The organism is Candidatus Palauibacter polyketidifaciens, assembly GCF_947581785.1.
Lineage (GTDB): Bacteria > Gemmatimonadota > Gemmatimonadetes > Palauibacterales > Palauibacteraceae > Palauibacter > Palauibacter polyketidifaciens.
On the sequence record NZ_CANPVO010000034.1, the window covers coordinates 1 to 23,122 of the forward strand.

The 23,122-nt window shown below is 69.1% G+C and carries 20 protein-coding genes and 1 tRNA gene; 20 read left to right on the plus strand and 1 reads right to left on the minus strand.

Features of this window, described 5'->3' with window-relative positions; all coding sequences use genetic code 11:
• From RN729_RS08885 to recN, 18 genes are all read left to right on the plus strand, one after another.
• Positions 1 to 619 (plus strand): TCP-1/cpn60 chaperonin family protein (locus tag RN729_RS08885; protein ID WP_310783814.1); only part of this gene is annotated, 619 nt, incomplete at its 5' end.
• 173 nt (positions 620 to 792) lie between these two features.
• Positions 793 to 2,628, plus strand: coding sequence for a hypothetical protein (locus RN729_RS08890; RefSeq protein ID WP_310783816.1), 1,836 nt, complete (start codon positions 793 to 795; stop codon positions 2,626 to 2,628).
• A gap of 168 nt (positions 2,629 to 2,796) precedes the next feature.
• Positions 2,797 to 4,728: a hypothetical protein gene (locus RN729_RS08895; protein ID WP_310783817.1), complete on the plus strand. Its 1,932-nt coding sequence runs from the start codon at positions 2,797 to 2,799 to the stop codon at positions 4,726 to 4,728.
• A gap of 69 nt (positions 4,729 to 4,797) precedes the next feature.
• Positions 4,798 to 6,741, plus strand: coding sequence for a threonine--tRNA ligase (gene thrS / locus RN729_RS08900; protein WP_310783819.1), 1,944 nt, complete (start codon positions 4,798 to 4,800; stop codon positions 6,739 to 6,741).
• 213 nt (positions 6,742 to 6,954) lie between these two features.
• Entirely contained in the window at positions 6,955 to 7,467 is a 513-nt protein-coding gene (infC, locus tag RN729_RS08905) for a translation initiation factor IF-3 (RefSeq protein WP_310783820.1), read from the plus strand.
• 66 nt (positions 7,468 to 7,533) lie between these two features.
• Positions 7,534 to 7,728: a 50S ribosomal protein L35 gene (rpmI, locus tag RN729_RS08910; protein WP_310783822.1), complete on the plus strand. Its 195-nt coding sequence runs from the start codon at positions 7,534 to 7,536 to the stop codon at positions 7,726 to 7,728.
• Positions 7,729 to 7,791: 63 nt separating this feature from the next.
• Positions 7,792 to 8,148: a 50S ribosomal protein L20 gene (rplT, locus tag RN729_RS08915; RefSeq protein ID WP_310783824.1), complete on the plus strand. Its 357-nt coding sequence runs from the start codon at positions 7,792 to 7,794 to the stop codon at positions 8,146 to 8,148.
• Complete coding sequence (gene pheS, locus RN729_RS08920; protein WP_310783826.1) at positions 8,145 to 9,176, plus strand: phenylalanine--tRNA ligase subunit alpha; 1,032 nt, start codon at positions 8,145 to 8,147, stop codon at positions 9,174 to 9,176. The genes rplT and pheS overlap by 4 nt, the downstream gene beginning before the upstream one ends.
• On the plus strand, positions 9,173 to 11,680 hold the full coding sequence (pheT, locus tag RN729_RS08925; RefSeq protein ID WP_310783828.1) for a phenylalanine--tRNA ligase subunit beta: 2,508 nt from the start codon (positions 9,173 to 9,175) through the stop codon (positions 11,678 to 11,680). The genes pheS and pheT overlap by 4 nt, the downstream gene beginning before the upstream one ends.
• Positions 11,658 to 11,918 (plus strand): hypothetical protein, encoded by a 261-nt coding sequence (locus RN729_RS08930; protein WP_310783830.1) that lies wholly within the window; start codon positions 11,658 to 11,660, stop codon positions 11,916 to 11,918. Before pheT ends, RN729_RS08930 begins: the two co-directional genes overlap by 23 nt.
• On the plus strand, positions 11,915 to 12,220 hold the full coding sequence (locus RN729_RS08935; RefSeq protein ID WP_310783832.1) for a cell division protein ZapA: 306 nt from the start codon (positions 11,915 to 11,917) through the stop codon (positions 12,218 to 12,220). Before RN729_RS08930 ends, RN729_RS08935 begins: the two co-directional genes overlap by 4 nt.
• Before the next feature lie 238 nt (positions 12,221 to 12,458).
• On the plus strand, positions 12,459 to 14,030 hold the full coding sequence (rny, locus tag RN729_RS08940; RefSeq protein WP_310783833.1) for a ribonuclease Y: 1,572 nt from the start codon (positions 12,459 to 12,461) through the stop codon (positions 14,028 to 14,030).
• A gap of 47 nt (positions 14,031 to 14,077) precedes the next feature.
• The gene (locus tag RN729_RS08945; protein ID WP_310783835.1) at positions 14,078 to 14,989 is read left to right on the plus strand and encodes a bifunctional 5,10-methylenetetrahydrofolate dehydrogenase/5,10-methenyltetrahydrofolate cyclohydrolase; all 912 of its coding nucleotides are present in this window, start codon (positions 14,078 to 14,080) and stop codon (positions 14,987 to 14,989) included.
• Positions 14,990 to 14,991: 2 nt separating this feature from the next.
• Complete coding sequence (gene xseA / locus RN729_RS08950; RefSeq protein WP_310783837.1) at positions 14,992 to 16,296, plus strand: exodeoxyribonuclease VII large subunit; 1,305 nt, start codon at positions 14,992 to 14,994, stop codon at positions 16,294 to 16,296.
• Complete coding sequence (gene xseB / locus RN729_RS08955; protein WP_310783839.1) at positions 16,293 to 16,574, plus strand: exodeoxyribonuclease VII small subunit; 282 nt, start codon at positions 16,293 to 16,295, stop codon at positions 16,572 to 16,574. Before xseA ends, xseB begins: the two co-directional genes overlap by 4 nt.
• Positions 16,571 to 17,476: a polyprenyl synthetase family protein gene (locus RN729_RS08960; protein WP_310783840.1), complete on the plus strand. Its 906-nt coding sequence runs from the start codon at positions 16,571 to 16,573 to the stop codon at positions 17,474 to 17,476. The genes xseB and RN729_RS08960 overlap by 4 nt, the downstream gene beginning before the upstream one ends.
• 7 nt (positions 17,477 to 17,483) lie before the next feature.
• On the plus strand, positions 17,484 to 18,389 hold the full coding sequence (locus RN729_RS08965; protein ID WP_310783842.1) for an NAD(+)/NADH kinase: 906 nt from the start codon (positions 17,484 to 17,486) through the stop codon (positions 18,387 to 18,389).
• Complete coding sequence (gene recN / locus RN729_RS08970; protein ID WP_310783844.1) at positions 18,383 to 20,047, plus strand: DNA repair protein RecN; 1,665 nt, start codon at positions 18,383 to 18,385, stop codon at positions 20,045 to 20,047. The genes RN729_RS08965 and recN overlap by 7 nt, the downstream gene beginning before the upstream one ends.
• Positions 20,048 to 20,082: 35 nt before the next feature.
• On the opposite strand, the gene RN729_RS08975 is transcribed toward recN, so the two are convergent.
• Complete coding sequence (locus RN729_RS08975; RefSeq protein ID WP_310783846.1) at positions 20,083 to 21,744, minus strand: hypothetical protein; 1,662 nt, start codon at positions 21,742 to 21,744, stop codon at positions 20,083 to 20,085.
• Between the two features lie 86 nt (positions 21,745 to 21,830).
• Between RN729_RS08975 and RN729_RS08980 the strand changes: the two genes are divergently transcribed.
• Both RN729_RS08980 and cax read left to right on the plus strand, forming a co-directional pair.
• A tRNA-Cys gene (locus RN729_RS08980) sits at positions 21,831 to 21,901 on the plus strand.
• Positions 21,902 to 21,952: 51 nt separating this feature from the next.
• Positions 21,953 to 23,062, plus strand: a complete 1,110-nt coding sequence (gene cax, locus RN729_RS08985; RefSeq protein WP_310783848.1) for a calcium/proton exchanger — start codon at positions 21,953 to 21,955, stop codon at positions 23,060 to 23,062.
• The last annotated feature ends 60 nt before the right edge of the window (positions 23,063 to 23,122 follow it).

Consider the following 23,122-nt stretch of genomic DNA (forward strand, 5'->3'; position numbering starts at 1 on the left):
CCGCATCAGCGAGATCAAGGTCGCGATCGACAAGTCCACGTCCGACTACGACCGCGAGAAGCTGCAGGAGCGGCTGGCGAAGCTGGCCGGCGGCGTGGCGGTCATCAACGTGGGCGCCGCGACCGAGACGGAGATGAAGGAGAAGAAGGCCCGCGTCGAGGACGCGCTGCACGCGACGCGCGCGGCCGTCGAAGAGGGCATCGTCCCCGGCGGCGGTGTGGCACTGCTGCGGAGCCAGGCGGCGCTGGACGGCGTCGAGGGCTCGGACGCCGACGAGTCGATCGGAATCCGGATCGTGCGCCGCGCGGTCGAGGAGCCCGTTCGCACGATCGCCTCGAACGCCGGAGCCGAGGGTTCGATCATCGTCGAGAAGGTGCGCGAGGCCGAGGGCCGGAACACCGGCTACAACGCGGCCACGGACGAGTACGAGGACATGGTGAAGGCCGGCGTCATCGACCCGACCAAGGTCACGCGTACCGCGCTCCAGAACGCGGCCTCGATCGCGGGGCTGCTGCTCACGACCGAGGCGGTCGTGGTGGAGCGGCCCGAGGCGGAGGATCCCGCCGCGGCGGCCGCCGCCGGCGGCATGCCGGGCGGCGGCATGGGCGGAATGTACTAGTCGCTTCCGGGGGGCGGAGATCCGTTCCCTTGCCGTCAGGTGTTGGAGCAGCACGGAAGGCCCGGCTTCGGTCGGGCCTTCGCTGCATCCGCCCGCGATATTAGGATGTCGCGATGCGGTTACTCAGATCCCGTTCCGGACCTCCCCTGAATCGTGCGGCTGTCGCTCGGGCGATGCTGTGGATCGCCGCCCTGGCGCCGCTTGCCTGCGCGGAGGCGACGGGCCCCGACGGAGATCTCTGTCCCGCCGTGGCGAGTCGCGGCGCCACCCGCTTCACGCTGTCGCTCGCGGCCGGGGAGATGTGCGTGCTGCCGGCGGGAGGCGTCCAGGTCGTGGAGATCGGGGCAGGCAACGCGTCGGCGGAGTATCTGATCGTCGTGCAGAGCGGCCTGCGCACGCCGGCGGCGACGACGCGCCTCCGGCTCGATGCGCACGCGAGCGGGGCCGCAGCTGTGCGGGTCCCTCCACTCGTCGCCCCGGCGCGCACGCCGCCGGTCGATGCCTTCCGCTTCGAGGGCGACAGGCCCGGCCTCGAGGAGGCGTCGCGGGCCGACCTCACCTTCCGGGCGAATGCCCGCCGCGCCGTGCTGGGCGCGCGCCCGCTCCGCCCGAGGCCCGCCGCGGCACCGGACCCGGGCATGGTGCGCGCGAACGCGGCCTCCGCCCACGCGACGCTTCCCACCGTCGGCGACACGGTGATCTTCAGCAACGCGGTGCATCCGAACCTCGACGTCGACTGCGACGGGATCCACGACGTGACCGCGGTCGTCCGCGCGGTGGGTCCGAACTTCGCGATCGTGGAGGATCTCGATGGGGCCGGCGTCGTGCTCGGCGGCGGCTACGAGGGGGTCCTGGGACTGCTCGAGGGGTCGGTCTTCCCGGTCCTCTCGGCGTACTTCGGCGAACCCGCGGACATCGACGGAAACGGCGTCGTATGGGTCCTGTTCTCTCCCGTCGTAAACCGGACGACGCCCCGCGACAGCGATACCAGGATCCTGGGGTTCTTCAATCCGGCTGATCTGGCCGATCCCGAGGACTGCCCGGCGTCCAACGGCGGGGAGATCCTCTACCTCCTCGCGGCCGATCCCGATGGCCGGTTCTCGAAGCCCGTACCCACAAGGTTCGCCACGACCGGGGCGGTCGGCGTGGCCGCGCACGAACTGGCGCACCTCATTTCGGCCGAGCGCCGAACCGTGCTCGCCAGGGGCTCCTTCGCCTCCCTTGAGGAAACCTGGCTGAGCGAGGCGCTGGCGCATTCGGCGGAGACGTTCGTCGGGATGTCGGGTGCGTTCCTGCGTCCCGGGAGCAACTACGGGTTCACGGAACTCTTCGCGAATTCCGACAATTTCGCGACGTATCACTTCCCGAACTTCCGCCGCTCCGCGTTCTACCTGCTCGGCCCGCACCGGACTCCCGCGCTGGGCGACGCCTACTCGCACGATCCCGACGGAATCTCCTCGCTCGCGATGCGAGGCTTCGGGTGGCTCTTCCTCCGCTGGTTCGCGGATCAGTACTCGACGGCGGGCGGCGGAGTGCTCGGCGGTGCCGCGGAGGAGACCATCTTCCACGACCTTGCGGGAGGGGGGGAGGCTCGCGCGCGTGGCGTGGCGAACATCGAGCGGGTCGCGGCGGCGCTCGGTGGACCGGACACATGGGACGACCTGCTCGCAGCCTGGGCTCTTGCCCCGATCGCCGACGACCTGCCCGGCGCTCCCTCCTCGACGCAGATCAGGACCTTGCACCTTCGCGACGTGTTTGCCGCCCTGCACCGGGAACTGGGAGGAAGGATCCCCTTCGCGAGAGCCTTCCCGCTCCAGGCGATGGACATTCCGCTCGCCGACGGGACGGATGCCCGGATCGATTTCGAACTCGCCGCCTCGACGGGCTACTATTTCCGGCTCAAGAGCGAGGGGCCACACCCGGAGGTCCGTCTGAGACTCACGACCCAGGCCGGGCTCTCCGTCCCCCCTTCCGAGGCCATCCGCGTCGTCGCCCTCCGGACGCGTTGACCTCGCGGAGCATGGAAGCGGCGTACAGAGCTTCGCTCTCTTCGGGCACGGACCGCGCAGGGCGGGTATCTTGCGCCCGGAAGCGGCCGGCGGGCTCCGGGGATCCTCCGGCTCCGCGGGCCGGCGGGCGCACGGAATCGTGCCAGGGAGATCGACTGTGAGACACGCATGCTGAGACTGTGCGGAAGGCGGCTGCGCCCGGCAGCGGCGATCTCCGGTCTCGCGCTCGCGGCGTGCGGGGGCGGCACGACGGACCCGCCACCGCCGCCGCCTCCGCCCCTCGCCTCCGGGTGCGGGGGGACGGCCACGCCGTCCGTGTCCGCCACGCTGGACCTGTCCCCCGGCGAGCATGTCACGCTCGATGACGCCTCGGATGTGCGCGCCTTCAGGCTGGCGGGCTCCAGCGATCCCCGCGACTACCAGGTCATCGTCCAGAGCGCTTCCGGGGCGCCCGGCCAGAGCGTGGACGGCTGCATGCGGGTGAGCGCCGAGCGCGCCTCCGGGAACGTGACCCCGACCCGACCACCCCGTCTCACCTCCGCGGGCGGAGAATTGAACCGCGACCTTCGCCGCCGGGAGTCCTGGTACGCGCGCGAACACGTCCTCCGGGAGCGGGAGATGCAGGAACTCGCCGCGGTCGGGGCCCGGCCCATAAGGTCCCGAGCCCGGGGGCTCGACCCGCTGGCCGATGCGCTGCGGCCGCCGGAGCTCGGGGACACCCTTTCCTTCCGGGTCGGCGTGGGCGCGAACCTGGTCGTGAACTGCCGCAATCCGACGATGGTCATGGGCGAAGTGAGGTACGCGGGAGAGCACTTCACCATCGTGGAAGACCTGCAGTTCCACGATCAGCCCGACAGCGACCGGTTCTCGGCGGACGAGTTCGAGACGATCGGCCGGCAGCTCGACGAAGTCGTGTACCCGGTGGATGTCGCCTACTTCGGCGAACCGGCGGACATCGACAACAACGGCACCGTCTTCGCCCTCATCACGGCCGAGGTGAACAAGCTCACGCCCGCGGGCGAGGAGAGCGTCGTCGCCGGTTTCTTCCTCGCGCGCGATCTGACGACAAGATCGAGCTGCGAGGCTTCGAACGAGGGAGAGATCTTCTATCTCGTGGGTCCGGATCCGGACGAGGACTACGGCTCGGACATCAGCCTCGACTTCGCCAACGCGCTCGCGCGGTCGACGGTCGCGCACGAGTTCGCCCATCTGCTCAACACCCAGCAGCGCGTCACGCTCGGAGGCGGCAACATCTTCGGCGACCGGGAGGTCGCATGGCTCGACGAGGCGATGGCCCATCTTGCCGAGGAGCTCGCCGGCCTTCGGGCCGCGGGTCTCGGGACCAGGGAGAACCTCGATCTGGAGATGCTCACGTCCAGCGAGGAACAACTCTCCATCTACAACCACTTTCACATCGTGAACCAGATCCGCCTGGGCCGCTTCCTGCGTGGCGGCTGTCCCCCGGATCCCAACGGTCCGGGGGCGGCTCCGGCGCTGGGTGACGCGGCCGGCGAAGATCCGGGCGGGGTGGAATCCCTCTCTTTCCGCGGGTTCGCGTACGGGTTCGCGCGCTGGCTCGGCGACCAGTTCGGGGCGCCTGGGAGCGGAGGCCCGCTTCCCGGGAGCAGGGAAGAGGAACTGTTTCGGTATCTGACCTCGGGAGGCCCCGCGCACTTCAAGGGGATCACCAACGTGGAACGCACCCTCCAGGCCGTCGCCGGCGTGGAGATGGAATGGGAGGAGATCCTCTCGCTGTATCTCACGTCCCTCATCGCGGACGACCGCACGCCGGGCGACGCGGATCCCCGGACCCAGTGGAAGACCTGGAATCTTGAGGCGCTCTTCCGACAGCTGAGCGACTCCAATCTCGGCGACCGCTGCCCGTTCACCCGCAACTTCCCGCTCACTCCCTCGAGGGTGAACGTGCACGTGTCGACGAACAGTTCGACCGAGTTCACCGTGAATTCCTCCACGGGGCGCTACTTCTCGCTCGTGAGTTCGGGCGCGACGCCCGACCTGATCGTCGAGGTCATGGACCCGGCCGGGGCGAACCTCCCGGGACGGGCGCGGGCGCAGGTCACCGTGCTCAGGATGCGCTGAACCCTCCACTGCACTAGCTTCCGCGTCCACTCGAACCCTCTGTCACATCGTGCATCGACGGGTAGGCCGATGAACGACTCCCAGATTTCCGTTTCGCTCCCCGACGGTTCCTCCAAGCGGCTGCCACGCGGCTCGAGCGCCGGCGATCTTGCCGCGGCGATCGGTCCGGGGCTGGCCCGGGCTGCCGTCGCCGCCCGCGTGAACGATGTGCTCACGGATCTTACGGCCCCGCTTCCGGACGAAGCGCAGGTCGCGATCGTGACGCGCAGCGACGAGGATCCCGACGCGCTCTACGTTCTGCGGCACTCCGCGGCCCATGCGCTCGCCACCGCCGTTCGCGAGCTGTATCCGGGCGCGGGAATCGGCTTCGGGCCCCCGATCGACGATGGCTTCTACTACGACTTCGAGGTCCCGGCGCCCTTCACGCCGGAGGACCTGGAGAAGATCGAGCGCGCGATGGCGGACGTCGCGGGGGCGGACGCCCCGTTCGAGCGCCGCGAAGTGGACCGCGAGGAAGCCGCGGAACTGTTCGCGGACGATCCGCTCAAGCTGGAGCGGCTGGCCGAGATCCCTGAGGGCGACGCGATTTCCGTCTATCGGAACGGCCCGTTCCTCGATCTTTGCCGGGGGCCGCACGCGCCCCGCACGGGCGAAATCTGCCATTTCCGGGTCCTCAGCGCCGCGGGAGCCTATTGGCGCGGCGATGAGAAGCGGCAGATGCTGCAGCGCATCTATGGCACGGCCTTCTACTCGAAGGAGGCGCTCGAGGCATACATCACGCGGCGCGAAGAAGCCCGCAAGCGCGATCACCGGAAGCTGGGCAGGGAACTCGACCTGTTCTCGATTCAGGAGGAGATCGGGCCTGGGCTCGTGTGCTGGCACCCCAAGGGCGCCCGCGTGCAGCTCGAGTTGAGGCGCTGGATCGAAGACCTTCAGGAGGCGCACGGTTACGACTTCGTCTACACGCCGCACATCTCCGGCGAGGCGCTCTTCCGGCGCTCCGGGCACCTCCCGAACTACGCGGAGAACATGTACCCCCGGATGGCGGACGAGGATGGCGAAGCGTTCCGCGTGAAGCCGATGAACTGTCCGGGACACATCACGATCTACGCGGCGAACCCCCGCAGCTACCGCGACCTTCCGGTGCGCCTCTCCGAGATTGCGAACGTGTACCGCCACGAACGGTCGGGGACGCTGCACGGACTGCTGCGCGTGCGCATGCTCACGATGGACGACGGGCACGTCTTCTGCACTCCCGAGCAGATCGAGGAGGAGATCTTCATCTGCCTGAAACTCGTCGACACGGTGATGACGACGCTGGGCCTCGACTACCGGTTCGATCTTTCCACGCGTCCGGACGGGGACAAGCGGATCGGCGGCGACGAGGTCTGGGACGTGGCGGAAGACGCGTTGCGCGACGCGCTGGAGCGCGGAGGGCTGGAGTACGAGCTGGACGAGGGCGGAGGCGCGTTCTACGGCCCCAAGATCGACATCAAGTACAAGGACGCGATCGGACGCGAGTGGCAGGGGGCCACGATCCAGTTGGACTTCAACCTTCCCGACCGCTTCGAGCTCGAGTACATGGGGGCGGACAACAAGCCGCACCGGCCCGTACTGATCCACCGCGCCATCTTCGGCACCCTGGAGCGCTTCACCGGCGTACTCATCGAACACTTCGCAGGCGCCTTCCCGCCCTGGCTCGCGCCCGTGCAGGTCCGCGTGCTCCCGATCACGGACGCCCACGCGGCCGCCGCCGGCGAGATCCGGGACTGCCTCGCCACCGACGGCCTGCGCGTCGAACTCGACGCCCGGTCGGACACGCTCGGCTACCGCATCCGCGACGGCGAACTGCAGAAGATCCCCTACCTTCTCGTCGTCGGAGACCGCGAGATCGAGGCCGGCACCGTCGCCGTCCGCGCCCGCGGCGCGAAACGCAAACAGGAAGTCCTCCCCCTCGACGACTTCGTATCCCGGGTCCGCAGTCGCGTCGAGACCCGGTCTCTCGAAACGTGACGTCTGCCGGTTCGCGCGCCGGTCGTCGTTGACAGGAGGGCCGCTCGGGGGCACTTTCCGGGCGTTGAAAAACAGACAAGCGGGGCCGCGATGCCCCCACCCTATCGGCGCACGAACTCGTGCTGCTGCCGGGTCGATGGTGCATTCCCCGCGTGGGATGTGCCCTCGTGCCCGGTCGGCAAGCGTCGAACCGGGCTTTTTCTATGAGGTGCAGTGAACGGAGATCCAAGAGTCAACGACAAGATCCGGATCAGCCCGATCCGGCTCATCGACGAGGAGGGCAACCAGCTCGGCATCGTCGCGACGGACGAAGCCCGTTCGATGGCGGCCGATCGCGGGCTCGACCTCGTGGAGGTGGCGCCCGGCGCGCGACCGCCCGTCTGCCGGCTCATGGACTTCGGGAAGTACAAGTACGCGCAGGCGAGGAAGGCGCGGGAAGCGAAGAAGAAACAGCACATCATCCACGTCAAGGAAGTGAAGCTGCGGCCGAAGATCGAGGCGCACGACATCGACTTCAAGATGCGGCACGCACGCAGATTTCTGGGGGATGGAGACAAGGTGAAGTTCACGCTCATGTTCCGGGGACGCGAGGTCACGCACCCGGAGCGGGGGAGACGGATCCTCGAGATGGTGAAGGAAGAGTTGGAGGACATCGCGGTGGTGGAGTCGGACATCGCCCATGAGGGTCGTACGATGACCATGCTGATGGGACCGCACCGCACGTAGTCCACTCCAGAACGACGACTCCGTCGCGGACGGCCGGTGACGGAGCTGAACCGGAGCATACGCAAGATGCCCAAGATGAAGACGAACCGGTCCGCCGCGAAGCGGTTTCGAAAGACCGGCAGCGGAAAATTCCGGCGCCGGCGTGCCTACCACAGCCACATCCTGACGAAGAAGAGCCCCAAGCGTAAGCGTCGGCTCCGTCAGGGCACCCTTGTGGCGAAGGCGGACGAGAAGCGCGTGAAGCGGCTTCTGGGGAAATAGTTCGCCCCATTCCCCGGACAGTAGCCCGGACAGTCTCAGTATCAGGAATCAGGAGGTGCGGCCATGCCACGCGCGACGAGCAGCGTTGCACGTAACCGTCGAAAGAAAAAGGTCCTCAAGGAAGCCCGCGGCCAGTTCGGAGCGCGGTCGAAGCTCTATCGCACCGCGAAGAACTCCGTCGAGCGCGGCTGGGCCTATGCCTACGTCGATCGGCGCAAGAAGAAGCGCGACTTTCGCCGACTGTGGATCTCCCGCATCAATGCCGCGGCCCGGCAGAACGGAATCTCATATTCCCGCTTCGTCAGCGGGCTGAAGAGCGCCGGCGTCGACCTGAACCGCAAGGTGCTCGCGGACCTCGCCATTCGGGATCCGGCCGCCTTTACCAAGCTCGTCGAGGTGGCCAAAGCGCACGGCCCATGACCCCGGCCGGAGCTTCCCTCCTCGATCGGATCGCCGCGATCGAGGGGAAGGGGCTCGCCGCGATCGGGGAGGCGACGGATTCCGCCACGCTCGAGTCCGCCCGCGTCGAATACCTTGGCCGGAACGGTCAGCTGGCCGACGTCATGTCCCTGATCGGCACGGTCGAGGCCCAGGCCCGACGCGATGTCGGACAGCGCGCGAACGCCGTGAAGACGGTGCTGCGCGGAGCCCTCGAGGAGCGGGCGAAGGCGCTGGAGAGCGCCGTCCGCGGGCCGCGCGCCCGCATCGATCGGACGCTTCCCGCGCGCGAGCGCTGGGTCGGTGGCGTGCATCCCGTGACCCGGGTCATCGACGAGATCTGCGAAATCTTCGCGGAGATAGGCTTCACGAGCGTGCTCGGCCCCGAGATCGAGTCCACGTGGTACAACTTCACCGCGCTCAACATCCCGCTCGATCACCCCGCCGCCGACATGATGGACACGTTCTACCTGGAAAAGGACGTCGTGCTGCGGACGCACACGTCGCCCGTCCAGGCGCGCGTGATGGAGGCCTTCCGGCCGCCCGTCCGCGTCGTCGTGCCGGGGCTCGCGTACCGGCGTGACTCCTTCGATCCCTCGCACGCCCCCGCCTTCGAGCAGATCGAGGGTCTCGCGGTCGACGAAGGCGTGGATTTCGTCGAGTTCCGCGCTGCGATCGAGCACTTCGTGCACCATTTCTTCGGTCCGGGGACGAAGACCCGGTTTCGGCCGTCATTCTATCCGTTCACCGAGCCTTCGGCGGAGGTGGACGTGTCATGCACCGTGTGCGCGAGCGGTTGCTCCACCTGCAAGCGCACGGGGTGGATCACGATCATGGGAAGCGGGATGGTGGATCCCGCCGTCTTCGAGGCCGTGGGGTACGACCCGGAGCGCTACACGGGCTACGCATTCGGGATGGGACCGGCCCGCATCGCGATGGTGCGGCACGGGATCCCCGACATGCGACTCCTCTACGAGGGGGAGATGAGCTTTCTGCAGCAGTTCGCATGAACATCTCGTTCAACTGGATCGACGAACTCGTCGGACTGCGCGAGGAGTTAAGCGACCCGCAGGTTCTGGCCGAGCGGCTGACCATGACCGCCGCCGCGGTGGAGAAGATCGAGACGGTGGGCGCGGGACTGGACGGGATCGTCGTGTCCCGCGTGCTCGAGACCCGTCCGCACCCGAACGCGGACCGGCTCACTCTGTGCAAGGTGGACCGGGGCGCCGGCGAGGTGCTCGACGTCGTGTGCGGGGCTCCCGTCATCGCGACCGGAGGGCTCTATCCGCACGTGGCTCCCGGCGGCGAACTCCCCGCCGGCTTTCGCATCGAGAGCCGGAAGATCCGCGGTGAATTGAGTCACGGGATGCTGTGCTCGGAGGCCGAACTCGAGCTGGGCCGCGACAAGGGAGGCATCATGCGGCTCGCGGACGAGCTCGAGCCGGGAGCGCCGCTCGCGCCGGCGCTGGGCCTGCCGGACACGCGCCTCACGCTGGACCTGAACCCGAACCGGGTCGACCTCGCCTGCCACGTCGGCGTGGCGCGGGAAGTGGGAGGCCCCCCGACGCCGCGCGACTTCGGGGGGGCGGCGTGGCGGCCCGAGTGGCGCGACGGCGAGTCGGAGGCGGGCGGGGCCGGGGTCACGGTCCGCATCGAGGATCTCGACCGGTGTCCGCGCTACATGGCCGCCGTCATCCGGGGGGTCAGGGTCGGGCCGTCGCCGGCGTGGCTCGCGGGCCGGCTGCTCGCGGTGGGGGCGCGCCCGATCAGCAACGTCGTCGACGCGACGAACTACGTCCTGCACGAGTACAACCAGCCTCTGCACGCCTTCGATCTCGCGCGGCTGTCGGGAGCGGAGATCCGGGTGCGCGCGGCCGTGTCCGGCGAGCCGCTGACGACGCTCGATGGACAGGAGCACAAGGTCGCGCCGGAACAGACGGTGATCGCCGACCGCGATCGCGCGATCGCCTTCGCGGGGGTCATGGGAGGGCTCGACACGGAGGTGACGGAAGACACGGTCGATCTGCTCATCGAGTGCGCGTCGTTCGACCCGTCCGGCGTGCGGCGGACGCGGACCCGCGCGGGACTTTCCACCGACGCGTCCTATCGCTTCGAGCGGGGGATCGATGTCCACGCCCAGGAGCGTGCGCTCGCGCGCTGCGTGGAACTCATCGTCGCTACCGCAGGCGGCGAGGCGGACCTCATCGGCCTCCGCGCGGGTCCGGCGCCGGCCCCGGTTCCGCCGATCGACGTCCGCGTCAGTCGCGTGAACCAGGTACTCGGCTTCGGGCTCGATGGGGCGGAGGTCCGCGCGGCGCTCGATCCGATCGGCTTCAAGGCCCTCTCCGACGGGGAGGGTGGTGCCGACGGGGAGGGTGGCGCCGGCGGAAACGGGGCGACCGACGTGCTGCGCATCTCCGTGCCGGGATGGCGCACGGACATCGCGCGGGAGATCGACCTGGTCGAGGAAGTCGCGCGCCGGGTCGGGTACGACGCCGGAGCAGGCCAGGACCGCAGGTTCCGGCCGAGTGCGGTGCCCGCGGATCGGCGCGTCGAAAAGGCGGCCAGAGTGCGGGAGCTGCTCACCGCACGCGGACTCCTCGAAGCTCGCAGCCTGAGCTTCATGCCCGAGGACTTCCGGGGGAATCGCGCCGTCGTGCCGGTGCCGAACCCGCTCTCGGCGGAGGAGAGTTGCCTTCGCTCCGCCATGGTCCCCGTGCTGCTTCGGCGGCTGGAGCATAATTATGCGCGTGGCAACCGCAACGTGCGCCTCTTCGAACTCGGCACCGTGTTCGCGTACGCGGCCGGCGCGGGGCCGGCAGGGGAGGTGGACGGGACCGGTCGTTTCGAGGAATCCGGAAGGATAGGGGCCATCATCGCCGGCACCCGGCGTCCGGATCACTGGTCGGGGCCGGCACTCGACTACGACCTGTGGGATCTCAAGGAGATCGCCGGATCGTTCGCGGATCGTCTGTGCGGCGCGACGCTCGTGCCGTTCGACGACGCCGTGGCTCTCGACGCCACGGAGAGCGGCGCGTCTCTCGCCGGACCGTGGCTCTCCCGCGGCGGATTCCGCGCCGTGAAGGACGGTCGCGTGGTCGGCGTCGCGGGGGTCGTGGACGGGGCGTCGCTCGACGCGCCACCGTGGGTTGCGCCCGCGTTCGCACTCGAGTTCGATCTCGCCGCCGTCGAGGGGCGATCCGTGCCCGCCTATCGGAAGACGTCGCCGTTCCCCGCCGTGCGCCGCGACCTCTCGATGACGGTGCCGCGGGGCGTCCCCGCCGCGGACATCGAGCGGGCCGTGCGGGAAGCGACCTCCGATCTCCTGCGTGACGTACGCCTCTTCGACGTTTACTCGGGCGAGGAGATCGAGGGCGGCCGCCTCGGGCTCGCGTGGACGTTTCGCTTCCGGGCTCCCGACCGTACGCTGACGGATCAGGACGTCGAGTCGGAGATGTCCGCACTCTCTACCGCCCTGGAGAAACGGTTCGGTGCCAGAATCCGAAGGTCCTGAACGGCAACGGGAAGTCGAGCGACTGCTTGACCGCCTCTCGCGGGCGGCAGGCAGCATCGAGACCCGTTTGGAGAAATCCCGGCTCGCCGGCACCAGCGGCCCGCCGACCCCTGACATCGAGGAGCGACTCAAGACGGTGACGGCGGAGAACCGTCGCCTGCGCGAGACGCTGGCCGAGGCCAGAAAGAAGGCCGTGCGACTGCGTAACCGCCTCGCTCACGTGGAGGATGAGGTATGACTTCAGCGGATGAATCGCCGCCGATCGGCGTAACGATCTTCGGCGATCGATACCGGATCCGGACGGACCGGGGTGACGCGCACACGCGGGCCTGCGCGAAGTACGTGGACGACGCGATTCAGCGGGCGCACATGACAGGCGTGGCCGAACCTCACCGCGCCGTGGTCCTCGCCGCGCTGGAGATCACCGATGAACTCCTCCAAGCCCGCCGGGAGGTCGAGCAACTCACGGCCGCCGTTGAGGCGCGAGTCACGGAAGTGACCGAACGGCTCGAGTCCATCGCGGGCAACACCGCGGGGTAGGTCCCGCCGTTCCTCCGCGGAGCCGCGGGCCCGCCGTCCGCTTGCGGCGTGCAGAATCCCGAGCAACGTTTCCATAGGTGTTGTGCTGTCCGTAAGGCGGCCTCGCACGAGCGTGGCCCCAGCTTCAGATAGATGATCGCACGGAGCGCATCGTTCCGTCCGATCTGAGCGGCATGCACCGGTGGACGAGTCCGCCGGTTTTTTTGTTCATAGATGGTTCGAGGATTGGAGTCTGGCCATGCTGGAATCCATCACCGTGCCGACGATGCTGTTGGCCATCGCAGGTCTCGTGGCGGGGGGCGTCGCAGGGATCCTGATCGAGCGACGGGGCCTGCGCCGGGCGCGCGGCCGCCTTGAGAGCGATGGGCGGGATATCATTGAATCCGCCCGGCTGGAGGCGGGCAGCCTCCGGAAGGCGGCGGAGCTGGCGGGGCGCGAAGAGGCGCAACGTCTCCGGGAGGAATCAGCCAGGGAAGCGGAGCGCCGGCGCGCCGAGCTGGAGCGGCTGGAGCAGCGGACGCTCGAGCGGACCGAGACGCTCGAACAGAAGCTCGAGAAGATCGACCAGCGGCAGGAGCGGGTGGATCGGAGTCGCGAGCAGATCGAGGCGGAGCGTGGCGAACTCGATACGCGGGCGAAGGAACTCGTCGACCGCGAGCGGGAACTCGGAAGGCGCCTCGAGGAGATCGCGGGCATCAGCCGGGAAGCCGCGCGCCGAGAGTTGATCGGCCAGATTCGCGACCAGGCGCGGGCGGATGCCGCGCAGCACGTGCGGGAGGTCACCGAACGCGCCCGGAACGAGGCCGAACGGGAAGCCCGCAAGATCATCTCCCAGGCGATCGAGAAGCTCTCCGTAGATCATTCCTCCGAAGCCGCCGTCTCCGTCGTCACCCTTCCCAGCGATGACATGAAGGGCCGGATCATCGGACGGGAGGGCCGGAACATCCGGTCCTTCGAAGCCGCCACGGGCGTCGATGTGGTCGTGGACGATACGCCCGAGGCCGTCATCCTCTCCTGCTTCGATCCCGTCCGCCGCGAAGTCGCGCGGCTGGCGATGGATCGCCTCGTCGGCGACGGCCGGATCCACCCGGGTCGCATCGAGGAGGTCGTGGAGAAGGCGCAGGAAGATGTCCAGGCGACGATGCGGAAGGCGGCTGACGAGGTCCTGTACGAACTCGGCATCCACGACCTGCACCCGAAACTCCGCGAAGTTCTCGGCGTCCTCCGCTTCCGGACCAGCTATGGGCAGAACCAGTTGCAGCACGCGCACGAGGTCGCGCTCATCGGGGCGACGATGGCGGCGGAGCTGTCGCTCGATCCGCAACTCGTGAAGCGCATGGGCCTGCTGCACGACATCGGCAAGGGGCTCACGCACGAGAAGGAGGGGAGCCACGTCGAGATCGGCTACGATCTGTGCAAGCAGTGCGGGGAGAAGGACGGCGTGCTGAACGCGATCCGCGCGCACCACGGCGAGGAACCCGCCCGTTACCCGGAGACCTTCCTCGTCACCGCGGCGGACGCGATCTCGGGCGCCCGTCCCGGCGCCCGGCGGGAGTCGTTTGAGCACTACGTGAAGCGATTGGAGAAACTGGAGGAGATCGCGAGTTCGTGGGACGGGGTCGAGAAGGTCTACGCGATTCAGGCGGGGCGGGAGATCCGGATCATGGTGACGCCGGACAAGATTTCCGACGAGGAGATGGCGAGGCTGTCGGAGCGGACGGCCCGCCGCATCGAGAACGAGTTGCAGTATCCGGGGCAGATCAAGGTCGTCGTCGTGCGAGAGTCGCGAACCGTGGATTTCGCGCGCTGACACGGGCTGACAACAGACTGACAACGAGCCAACGACGGAGAGATTGGATGACGGCGCAGCTCATCGACGGGAAGCGGATCGCGGCCGAGATCCGGGCGGAAGTGGCGGAACGGACGCAGGGCCTTTCGGAGCGGGGAATTCGGCCCGGCCTCGGCGTCGTCCTCGTCGGCGACGATCCCGCCTCGCACGTCTACGTGCGGATGAAAACGCGGGCCTGCAACGAGGCCGGAATCTACGCCCGCGACATTACGCCGCCCGCCGACGTCGGCCGCGCGGAGCTCCTCGGCATCGTCGATGAGCTGAATGCGGATCCGGCCATCCACGGGATTCTCGTACAGCTTCCCCTGCCTCGACACCTCGACGAACACGAAGTGACGGAGAGGATCGATCCGGCCAAGGACGTCGACGGATTCCATCCCGTGAACCAGGGCCGAATGTCCCAGGGGGACGCGAGTGCGTTCCGCCCGGCCACGCCAGCCGGCGTGCAGGAACTCATCCGGAGGACCGGTGTGGAGACCTCCGGCGCCCACGTCGTCATCGTCGGCCGTTCGAATATCGTCGGCATGCCGATGTCACAGATCATGCTCCAGAAGGAACCCGGGGCGAACGCCACGGTGACCGTGGCCCACAGCCGGACAGCGGACCTCGGCGCCGTGACGCGCCAGGGGGAGATCCTCATCGTCGCCGTCGGCGTTCCCGGCATCGTCCGTGGCGACATGGTGCGGGAGGGGGCCGTCGTAATCGATGTGGGAGTGAACCGGGTGGACGACCCGACCACGGAGCGGGGCTATCGGCTCGTCGGTGATGTGGCGTTCGACGAGGCGGTCGAGCGCGCGAGCTGGATCACCCCGGTCCCCGGCGGTGTGGGACCCATGACGATCGCCATGCTCCTCCGAAACACCGTGCGGTCGGCGGAGCGGACCGCACGCCTCGCCGCGGCGGTGACGGCGTCGGGTTGAAGGTGACGCGTCAAGCCTCGCTGTTCGGCGCGGCGGAGGTCCGCGATGGCCGCTCCCCGGAAGGCGCGATCACCGTGTCCGACCTGAACGAAGCCGCGCGCGGCGCGCTGGAGAAGCGGTTCGGCGACCTCTGGGTGCGCGGCGAAGTGACGAACTGGACCTGCTCTTCCGTCGGGCACCGCTACTTCTCTCTCCGGGACCAGGAGCGCGACTCCAGCGTCGCGTGCGTCTTCTTCCGCGGAGATGCATGGCGTCTGCCGGCGGATCCGGAGGACGGCATGGAGGTCTTCGTCCGCGGCCGTCCGACCCTCTACGCGCGGCAGGGCCGGTTCCAGTTGCGCGTACGCGCCATCGAGACGGCGGGCGAGGGGTTGTGGCGGATTGCCTTCGAGCGGCTCCGCCGGAAGCTCGCGGCGGAGGGCATGCTGGATCCGGAGCGCAAACGGGCGCTGCCCGCGTTCCCACGCCGCGTGGGCGTCGTCACGTCGCGCAAGGGCGCAGCGCTTCACGACATCATCACCGTCCTCCGGCGCCGAGCCCCCTGGGTCGAGATCGTCGTCCGCCACTGCCGCGTGCAGGGCGAAGGCGCCGCCGACGAGGTGCGGGCCGCCCTCCAGCGTCTCGGCGACTGGAGCACCGGCGGTCCGGATCGGAAGCTCGACGCGATCCTCCTGAGCCGGGGCGGCGGGTCGGTGGAGGACCTGTGGTGCTTCAACGAGGAAACGGCGGTTCGAGCGGTCGCGGCGAGTCCGGTGCCGGTGATCTGCGCCGTCGGTCACGAGGTCGACGTGTCGCTGTGCGAGTTGGTGGCCGACCTCCGGGCGCCGACGCCCTCCGCGGCCGCGGAACTCGCGGTGCCGGATATCCGGAGCGTACGCGCCTCGCTCGATACGGCCGGCCGAGGCCTGGCTCGCGGGCTGCGCCGGCTCATCACACGCGGGAGCGACCGGATGGAAGCGCTCGCGCAACGCCTGCCGGCCTCCGCCGGACACGCGCGCGACGTCGCGAAGCTTCGCCTCGAGACCATGGCGGCCTACCTCCCGGCGGGGATGGAACGGGTGCTCGCCCGCTCGCGTACACGGCTCGCTGGACTGGCCGCCGCGCTCGACGCCCTGAGCCCGCTCGAGACCGTGGCCCGCGGCTACGCCGTCGCCACCGACCTCGAGGGACGCCGGCTCACGCGCATCGACGACTTCACGCCGAGCCAGCGCTTCCGCCTGCGGGTCAGGGGGGGACAGGTCGCGGCGACGACGGATACCGTGGAACGTGACGCGGCGAGGCCGGACGCCGGGGAGTCCGACGCGTGAGCGAGCCTTCGGCGGAGTTCGAATTCGAGACGGCGATCGAGGAACTGGAAGGGATCGTCGCGCGCCTCGACCGGGAGGGCATCGGCCTGGACGAGGCGATCGCCCTCTTCGAGCAGGGGATCGAACGTCTCGGGGAGGCTCGGCGCTGGCTCGAGACGGCGAGCGGCCGGGTCGAGGAACTCATCGCTTCGTCGACGGGAAGACTGGAAGCGAAGCCGCTGGAAGGCGTGGAAGCGCCGGACGGAAAGCCGGAGGATCGGCCGGACGGTGAACCGTGACCCGCGGGTTGCCGGAGCTGCGTACCGCCATTGATGCGGAGCTGGAGGGCTGGCTGTCCGAAACGCTGCGCGGGGCGGCCCCGATCGCCGAACCCATTCGGTACGCCGTCCTCGCGAAGGGAAAAAGAATCCGGCCTCTCCTGTTCGTCGGGGCCTGGGAAGCCGCGGGCGGTGTCGCCGGGCCGCGCGCGGGAAACGGAGCGCGTGGGCTCCACCGCGTGGCGCTGGGACCCGAACTCGTCCACACGTATTCCCTGATCCACGATGACCTGCCCTGCATGGACGACGACGACCTTCGCCGCGGGCGGCCGACAGTGCATGTCCGGTACGGGGAGCGCGCCGCGGTCATGACGGGTGCGGCGCTGCTTCCGCTCGCGATCCGCGCCGTGGCCGAGGGTGCCGCGGGGCTGAAGCTGCCGGACCCCGTCGCGAGCCGACTCATCGGCGTCCTCACCGGGGCGGCGGGCGGGGACGGCATGGTCGGTGGCCAACTTCTCGACCTCCTCGCCGAGAAGCAGAGCGTCAGCTTCGAGACGCTCGAGCGCATCCATCGCGGCAAGACGGCGCGCCTCATCGCGGCCTGCTGCACGATGGGCGGCGTCGCGGCCCGCGCATCCGAGGACACGGTCGATCGGCTGACCCGCTTCGGGATTGCGATCGGACTCGCGTTCCAGACGGTGGACGACATCCTCGACGTGACGGGCTCCTCGAGCCGCATGGGGAAGATCGGCGGGCGGGACGAGGCCCTGGGTAAGGCGACGACTCCATCGATCCTCGGCCTGGAGGGGGCGAGAGCACGCGCGGAAGAGCTCGGCAGCGAGGCGCTGGGCGAGATTTCGCCGCTCGCGGGCGCGGACCGGCTGCGCGAAATCGGATGCCTCGTCCTCGAGCGCGACCGCTGAGCGGCCCGTGAAGTTCATTATTATCGGCAACGCCGATCACCCGGAACTGGAGCCGCTCCTTCACCGCGTCGAGCGGAGAGCGGACGAACTCGGGGTTTCGCTCGTCTTCGAACCGCCGCTTGCGACAAAGGCCGGACGCGACCCCGTCGAGCCGGAGGAGATCGAAGCGGACATCGCCCTCGTCCTGGCCCTCGGCGGGGACGGGACGTTGCTGCGGGCGGCTCGCCTGGCGGCGCCCCGCGGGATCCCCGTGCTGGGCTGCAACCTCGGTCGGCTCGGCTTCCTCACGATGGTTTCGGAGGATGAACTCGAGGCGGCGATGTCGATGGTGGCGAGCGGGGACTACGCGCTCGAGAAGCGGATCGCCCTTCGCATCCGGGTGGTTCCGAACGGATCGAACGGACCGGTCGAACGGAGCTTCTACGCGATCAACGACGCCGTCATTCACAAGAGCGGCTTCGCCCGCCTGATCGGCCTGCGCGTGCTGGCCGACGATGACGAAGTGGGACACTACAGCGCGGACGGCATCATCCTCGCCACGGCCACGGGCTCGACGGCCTACAGCCTTTCCGCGGGCGGCCCCATCGTCTCGCCGACGATGGAGGGCATCGTCGCGACGCCGATCTCGCCGCACACGCTTGCGGTGCGCCCGGTCGTGTTTTCGGGGGACACGAGAATCTCCGTCGAACTTCTCTCGGGGGACCACGACCTGCAGCTGACCGTCGACGGACAGCCCGGTTGTCGGCTTTCGGTCGGGGACCGCGTGGAGGTCGCCCGGTCGAGGCACCCCGTGGGCCTGGTCCGGCTCCCCGAGCACTCGTTCTTCACCGTCCTGAGGCGGAAGCTGCGGTGGGGCGATGTCCGCGAGCACCCGACGCCCCCATCCGGGGGAGACGAGGAAGAGGCGTGCTGAGGGAGCTTCGCGTCCGGAACTTCGCCGTCGTCGAGGAAGCCACGCTTGAATTCGGACCGGGCCTCAGCGTGCTCAGCGGCGAGACCGGAGCCGGGAAATCGCTCCTCGTCGAAGCGCTCGCACTCCTGGTCGGAGGGCGGCCGTCTCCGGACATGATCCGGGCGGGGGCCGGGGCCGCGCGTATCGAGGGCCGCTTCGAGATCGAGGACGTCGACGGACTGCGGACGCTGTGCGAGGACGCCGGCGTCGATCAGGAAGATGGGTGGCTCATCCTGTGTCGCGAGTTGCGTCGCGAGGGTCGGCATCGGGCATGGGTGAACGGTTCACCGTCCACGGCTCGACGGTTGCGCGAGTTCGGGAGCCGGCTCCTCGACCTGCACGGACAGCACGATCACCAGCGACTCCTCGACCGGGCCTGGCAGCGGCGGATCCTGGACGCATATGGCCGGCACGAAGCGCTCGCCACCGAGACGGAGGCCGCATACGAGGGCTTGCGCGCCATCGAGGGACGTCTCGAGGACACGCGCCGCGCCGCGCGGGAGGGACGCGAACGGGCCGACTACCTGCGCTTCAAGCGGGACGAGATCGCCGAGGCCGGGCTCGAACCGGACGAGGATGAGGCGCTCGAGTCGGAGGCCCGCCGCCTCTCGCACTCCGAGGATCTGATCGAACTCTCGGGCTCGCTCCACCACGGGCTGTACGAGGCCGAGGGTTCGCTCGTCGATCGGTTGGGCGAGTTCGCGGCCCGACTCGACCACCTCGTCTCGATCGACCGCGAGGCGGGACCCTTCCGCGACCTGCTCGAGGCCGCGCTCCGCAACGTGGAAGAACTCGGGCGGAACCTGGCTCCCTACCGCGACTCGATCGAGCACGACCCTGGACGGCTCGACGAAATCCGCGTCCGGCAGGATCTCCTCTACCGGCTCAAGCGCAAGTACGGCGGCGCTCTGGAGGATGTGATCCGCGCGGGCGAGGAGGCGCGGCGTGAGCTGGAGACGCTGCGGGGCGCGGATGACGAGATTGAGCGTCTCGAAGCGGCGCGGGTCGCCGCCTCCGCCGAACTCGCCGCGCGGGCGTCCGAACTCTCAGAGCGGCGCCGCGCGTCGTCCCGGGCGCTCGCGGAAGCCGTAACGGCCGCGCTGCCGGAACTCGGTCTCCGGGGCGGCCGCCTCGAGATCGCGCTCGAAGCGTACGGCGAAATCAGGGGGACCGGCGCCGAGCGGGTGGAGTTTCTCGTCTCCCTTAATCCGGGTTTCCCGCCGGCGCCGCTGCGGCGCGTCGCCTCGGGGGGAGAGATGAGCCGCCTCATGCTCGCGCTCGAGACCTCGCTCATCGAGGTGGACGACCTGCCGGTGCTCGTGTTCGACGAGATCGATGCGGGGATCGGGGGCGAGGTGGCGCACCGGGTGGCGGCCCGCCTCGTGCGGCTTTCCGCCGCCCATCAGGTGCTCGTCGTCACGCATCTCGCGCAGATCGCGGCGCGCGCCGACGCCCACTACTCCGTCGGAAAGGTCGCGGAAGATGAAGGCGTGCGGACCTCGGTTCGGGTGCTCACCGGCGGAGACCGCGTCCACGAAGTCGCCCGCATGCTCGGAGGCGACCCCGCCAGCCGCGCCTCGCGCGCCCATGCCGAGGAGCTGCTCGCCGGCCAGTTGTAGGGCCAGGCCGGCGCCGCACATTTCCGGCCGGATCGCTAGAAGATGCTGATCGGGAAGCGGAGTTCGGCCCCGTAGCGGAAGGACGCCGGCGTTCGGCCCCCGGAGCCCGAGATCGCCCGGCGCAGCGAGATGCCGAACTGCCATGCGCCCCGCACCGGCTTTGCCCCCGCCTTCAACTCCTCGACGCTCCCGGCCTCGGAGAGATCGATGAGGAACCCGACTCCCAGTCGATGGCGGGTCTGCGCTCCCTCCGCCGCCACCGTGTTCGGGTCCAGCCCCTCGACCATCCCCACGAACTGATACGTGGGTGCGGGCAGCCGGAAGTAGTCGTACTCGACTCCCACGCTGAGGGCGGCGTTGAAGCGCAGGGAAGGGCGGACCAGAACCGCGACGTAGTCCCCCAGGTCCCGCCGCATCAGCGCCACCAGGTCCTCTTGGCCATACGGGCGGTCCGGAGGAGTGAAGCGGAACGCCGCCTCGTCGGGGCGCTGCATCCCGTAGCGGGCGGAAGCGCGGATCATGAAGCGGCTCCCGAAGGCGATGTCCTGGTACAGCGCCAGTTCGATGTCGGTCTGGCCGTCCCCGATCGGTATGTCCGCCGAATTCGTCGGATCTCCGAAGATCGTGAGGTTGCGGTTTCGGATGGGGAGCCGGGCGAGTCCGCCGACGCTCGTGCGCAGCCGAATGCCCCGTTCCGAATCCGCTCCGGACTCGGCCCCCGCGCCCGCATCGCCGGCCGGCCCCGGGATCGGCCTTCGGCGCGTGATGCCGTCGATCAAGTTCACACGAAGGAAGACCTCGACCTCCCCCAGATCGAGTTCGTTCCTGCTGTCCCTCGGCAGTCGGTCCGCGAAGCCCTGGCTCAGGAAATGCGTGTTGAAGTCATCCTCCGTCGCGAACTCGGGCAGGGAAAGCTCCGGTAGCATCAGGCCGAGGGCCTCGAACGCCGCCACGTAGTCTGCGAAGCGTTGCGCCATTTGGGTCCCCGCCGCGCTGGAAGCGGTGGGAATCAGGGCTCCGGCCGCGGCCCGCCGCCCCAGCGTGTTGACGAAGTCCCGCGTGGCGTTCCGGAGCGCGATCGCTTCCTCGAGGGCCGTTCCCGTCAGAGAGCCGCCAGCGATCAGCGAACCGAGATCGCCGAGCGCCGACCGCGCGTCCATGACAAAGGGCGCGCCGGATTCGAAGGCCGCGCCGTTACCGGTCACGGTTGCGGTGGAATCGAAGGCGAAGCCCACCGTCATGTCCGTGAGCGTGAAGGGGGCCCGGGCTCCCACGCTGACCCAGTCGAGGATACCCACCTCGACGCCGAGCCCGAGTCGGCGTACCTGTGCCCGCATCGCGGAGAAGTCGAGCCCGCCGAACGAAAAATCGTCCTCGGTTACGGGTTCGAAGCCGAGGGCCTCCGCATCGTCGTTGAGTTCCTGGATGAGAGCGAAGGGGGGAGGAAACATGCGGCGGGCGAGCGGACCGTCGAAGTGGGCGGCCAACGGCTCGCGCGCCCCGTCGGCGATCGCCGCGCTGGAGTCGAAGGCGAACTGTTCGGACCAGTTCAGCAGGGTCGGCGCGACGGTGAGCCACAGCTTCCCCTGCCTCGGCAGTCGCGCGTCGCTGAACTGCGCGGCCAGATGGATGGGGGCCATGGCCGTGGCGACGAGGGCGACAAGGATCGGAAGGGCGCGTCGGGTCGGCGAAGGCATCGCGCGAGTATAGCAGTCCGGGGCGCGATGGAGAACCTTCCGCCGGTGGCGTCGGTGTGGTCGCTCCATTAGGCTGTGCGAACTTCGGCGCCGTGGCCGAGTGGTTAGGCAGGGGCCTGCAAAGCCCCCTACTCCGGTTCGAATCCGGACGGCGCCTCTTTTTGCCTCGGGCGGCTGTGCTTTCCGGCGAAAACGGGAGGAGAACGGGTTGGCTCTCAAGCTGAAAGCAGACCAGATTCTCCTGCTCCTTCTCGTCTTCGTTCCCATCACGCTCGTTCTCGAGTACGTCGTCCACGCGTCGGCGACCACGCTCTTTGTTACCTCCGCCGTCGCGATCGTTCCCCTCGCCGGAATCATGGGGAAGTCCACCGAGATGCTGGCCGAGCACGTGGGCGCCGGTCTCGGAGGACTGCTCAACGCGACATTCGGGAACGCCGCGGAGCTGATCATCGCGATCTTCGCCCTCAGAGCGGGGCTGCACGACCTGGTGAAGGCGTCGCTCACGGGGTCGATCATCGGGAACATCCTCCTCATCTTCGGATTGAGCGCGCTGCTCGGCGGCCTGAAGTTCCGCAAGCAGGTCTTCAACCGGACGGCGGCCAAGCTGGGCTCGACCCTCCTTCTCCTGAGCGCGGTCGGGCTCGTCATCCCGTCGCTGCTGCACTACCTGCGGGATGGGGCGGAGTCCGGGGCGGCAGCGGCGGCGGGAGCCGGGTCAGGGTCGCTGAGCCTCGAGATCTCCGTCGTCCTCATCGTCTGTTACATCCTCTCGCTCGTCTTCGCGCTGCGGACGCACGCGGATCTCTACCAGGGGACGGGGCACGCCGACGGCGCGACGCACGGGGCTCCCGCGTGGTCGAAGGGAAAGTCGTTCGCGGTCCTCGTAGGCGCGGCCGCGGTCGTGGGCTGGATGAGCGAGATCCTCGTCGGCGGAGCGGAGGAGGCGGCACACTCCCTGGGGATGACCGAGGTCTTCGTCGGCGTGATCGTCGTCGCCCTCGTCGGCAACGCGGCGGAACACTCGACTGCCGTGCTCGTCGCCCTCCGGAACAAGATGGATCTGTCGATTCAGATCGCGGTGGGATCGTCCCTGCAGATCGCCCTCCTCATCGCCCCTCTCCTCGTCTTCCTCTCGTACGCGGTCGGGCCGGCGCCGATCGACCTCGTCTTTTCTCCGCTGGAAGTCGTGGCCGTGGCGGTCTCCGTCCTCGTCGTGGGGCAGATCGCGGATGACGGCCAGACGCACTGGATGGAGGGCGTGCTCCTCCTTGCTGTCTACGTTGTGCTCGGGCTCGCTTTCTTCAACCTCCCCGGCTAGCAGTCCGGCCAGGAGCTGTCGGCCGGCCCGGGTGCCGGCGCCGGACCCGACGCGAAGCAA